3 protein-coding genes and 1 pseudogene are annotated in these 2,851 nt (G+C 42.6%); 3 read left to right on the forward strand and 1 reads right to left on the reverse strand.

Going from position 1 to position 2,851, the window contains the following annotated elements; all coding sequences use genetic code 11:
• The 3 genes from VGE44_RS05920 to VGE44_RS05930 form a co-directional block, all read left to right on the forward strand.
• Positions 1 to 519, forward strand: a 519-nt coding sequence (locus tag VGE44_RS05920; RefSeq protein WP_331076907.1) for a GMC family oxidoreductase, incomplete at its 5' end; no start/stop codon positions are given.
• 11 nt (positions 520 to 530) lie between these two features.
• The gene (locus VGE44_RS05925; protein WP_331076909.1) at positions 531 to 1,097 is read left to right on the forward strand and encodes a gluconate 2-dehydrogenase subunit 3 family protein; all 567 of its coding nucleotides are present in this window, start codon (positions 531 to 533) and stop codon (positions 1,095 to 1,097) included.
• Positions 1,098 to 1,133: 36 nt separating this feature from the next.
• Positions 1,134 to 2,588, forward strand: a complete 1,455-nt coding sequence (locus VGE44_RS05930) for a Gfo/Idh/MocA family oxidoreductase (RefSeq protein WP_331076911.1) — start codon at positions 1,134 to 1,136, stop codon at positions 2,586 to 2,588.
• Between the two features lie 123 nt (positions 2,589 to 2,711).
• On the opposite strand, the pseudogene VGE44_RS05935 reads toward VGE44_RS05930, so the two are convergent.
• Positions 2,712 to 2,851, reverse strand: a pseudogene (locus VGE44_RS05935) (acyl transferase); the annotation flags it as partial.

Here is a 2,851-nt window from a genome sequence, read left to right on the forward strand (position 1 = left end):
TGGGGCCGCAATATTGCCGAAATGAATATTGGAGCTGATTTTAAAGATGCTTTATGCGAACCGGGAGCATGGACAATGGGTATCACTGCTTTTGGGGAGACACTTCCTTATCATGAAAATAAAGTCACTCTCGACAAAACCAAAAAAGATAAATGGGGTTTGAATGTTTTGGCAATTAATGCCGAGATCAAAGAGAATGAGCTGAAAATGAGAAAGGATATGATGGAAGATGCAAAGGAAATGCTCGAAAATGCAGGCCTCAGGGATGTTAAGACATTTGACACCGGTTATGCCCTGGGACAGGGAATCCATGAAATGGGTACTGCCCGTATGGGACTGGACCCGAAAACATCAGTGCTGAATAAATTTAATCAGGTTTGGGATGCTCCAAATGTATTTGTTACCGATGGAGCTGCAATGACTTCGGCTGCATGCCAGAATCCATCATTGACTTATATGGCGCTAACAGCACGTGCTGTTGATCATGCAATAAGTGAACTGAAAAAGGGGAACATTTAACACGGGAAATTATGAACAGAAGAGAAGCAATACAGAAAGTTAGCTGGATTTTGGGAGGAACTATTATCGGTTCAAGTATTTTTCTTGAATACGGATGTAATTCAAGCACTCAGCAGGCCTCAGATTTTTTTGATAAGTCGACCACTGACCTCCTTAATGAAATAGCCGAGACTATACTGCCTAAAACGAACACTCCCGGAGCTAAAGAAGCTAAGGTAGGTGAATTTATGAATGTGATGGTTAAGGATTGTTATACTAAGGCCGATCAGGAAATTTTTAAAGCAGGGATACAGAGTCTGGATAAAGGATGTAAGGATAAAACCGGAAAAAACTTCATGGACTGCAGTCCGGAGGAACGTACTGCATACCTTAGTACTCTGGATACAGAACAAAAGGCCTACACTGAAAAGAAGTCGGCAGAGGACCCATCTCATTATTTCAGAATGATGAAGGAATTAACCCTGCTAGGCTTTTTTACATCTGAAGTAGGAGCAACAAAGGCCCTGAAGTATGTTGAAACACCGGGTAGCTATAATGGAAATCTGCCCTATAAAAAAGGCGATCGCGCCTGGGCATAAAAGGAACAATGATCATTAATAATCTGAACTATATTTATGAACAAAGAAAAAAAGTCTGGTAGTTCCAGAAGGGATTTCGTTAAAACTACCGCTTTAGCTGCGGCAGGATTTATGATTGTACCCCGCCATGTTTTAGGTGGTAAGGGTTTTATTGCACCTAGCGATCGCCTGATTATTGCAGGAGTAGGTGCCGGTGGTAAAGGCGCGAGCGACCTTACCGGTTTTGCGAGTGGAGGTAAAGCAGATATCGGATTTTTATGTGATGTGGATGACCGCAGGGCTGCAGGATCTGTTAAAAATTTCCCGAAGGCAAAATACTATAAAGACTGGCGCGAGATGTTTGATAAGGAATCAAAACATTTCGATGCGGTTTCGGTTTCAACTCCCGATCATAATCACGCAATTACCACGCTAGCTGCGATGCAGTTGAAGAAACATGTGTATGTTCAGAAACCTCTTACTCATGATATATATGAAGCAAGGATTCTTACTGAAGCTGCTGTACGTTATAAAGTAGTCACTCAGATGGGTAATCAGGGTGCATCCAGTGACGGTACACGTAAATTAATAGAATGGTATAATGCCGGAGTGATCGGTGACGTGCATACAGTATATTGCTGGACTGACAGGCCTGTTTGGCCACAGGGTATTGCATGGCCTGCAACAAAAAGTGATATTCCAAAAGAACTTAACTGGGATCTTTGGCTTGGTACTGCTCCTCAGACAGATTATGTTGATAAACTGGTTCCTTTTAACTGGCGTGGATGGTGGGAATATGGTACAGGGGCATTAGGAGATATGGGTTGTCATCTGGTTGATGCACCATTCCGGGTTTTAGGTCTGAAATATCCTACTGATGTGGAATGCAGTGTGGGAAGTGTGTATGTGGATCAGTTTAAACGGGGATACTTCCCTGAAAGCTGCCCTCCATCTTCTCATGTAATCATGACTTTTAATTCGGCTAAACAAAATAATGCTGAGGTTAAAATGCATTGGATGGATGGCGGAATTCAACCTGCCCGTCCGCAAGAGCTGGGTCCTGATGAGATATTTGGAGATGGTGGTAATGGAGTATTATTTATCGGTACAAAAGGTAAAATGCTTTGTGATACCTACGGCAAGAATCCAAGACTTTTACCGGCATCGCGTAATGCAGAGATCAATGTCCCGGCAACACTTGCCCGGGTTCCCGGACAAGAGGCAGGACATTATACCCAATGGGTTGATGCGGCAATTGCCGGATATGGAAAGCAGGAGGTAAGTTCTGATTTTTCTATTGCAGGCCCTCTGACCGAAGCCCTGCTGATGGGTAATTTAGCAATCCGCGGTTTTGATGTCCGTAAAGCAAATGCTTCAGGGAATGGTTTCACCTACCCGGGAAGATATAAAAAGCTACTTTGGGACGGCCCAAATATGAAAATTACCAACTTTGATGAAGCAAATCAGTTCGTTAAACGCGAGTACCGTAAGGGCTGGACGTTGGGAGCTTAGTAAGTTGTACGTTATTAGTAATAAGTAATAAGTAATAAGTTTTATGGCTGCTTCATATTAAATGAAGCAGCCATAATCTCATATCTCATATCTCATATCCCATATCCCACATCTCAAATCTGATCACTGCACCAATAAATTACACCCCCTGATATCGCTGTGATCGAATCTGCCCAGGACTTCAAAACTTCCATCATCATAGCATTTTCCAAGATCTTGGGTAGCTATAAACGAACAGGAGTGGATATTTGCAAGATCAATAA

It is taken from the genome of Daejeonella sp. (assembly GCF_036405355.1).
Lineage (GTDB): Bacteria > Bacteroidota > Bacteroidia > Sphingobacteriales > Sphingobacteriaceae > Daejeonella.

Coding starts and splice junctions, on each gene's coding strand:
- VGE44_RS05925 (WP_331076909.1), top strand. CDS start 531: ATGAACAGAAGAGAAGCAATACAGAAAGTTAGCTGGATTTTGGGAGGA.
- VGE44_RS05930 (WP_331076911.1), top strand. CDS start 1,134: ATGAACAAAGAAAAAAAGTCTGGTAGTTCCAGAAGGGATTTCGTTAAA.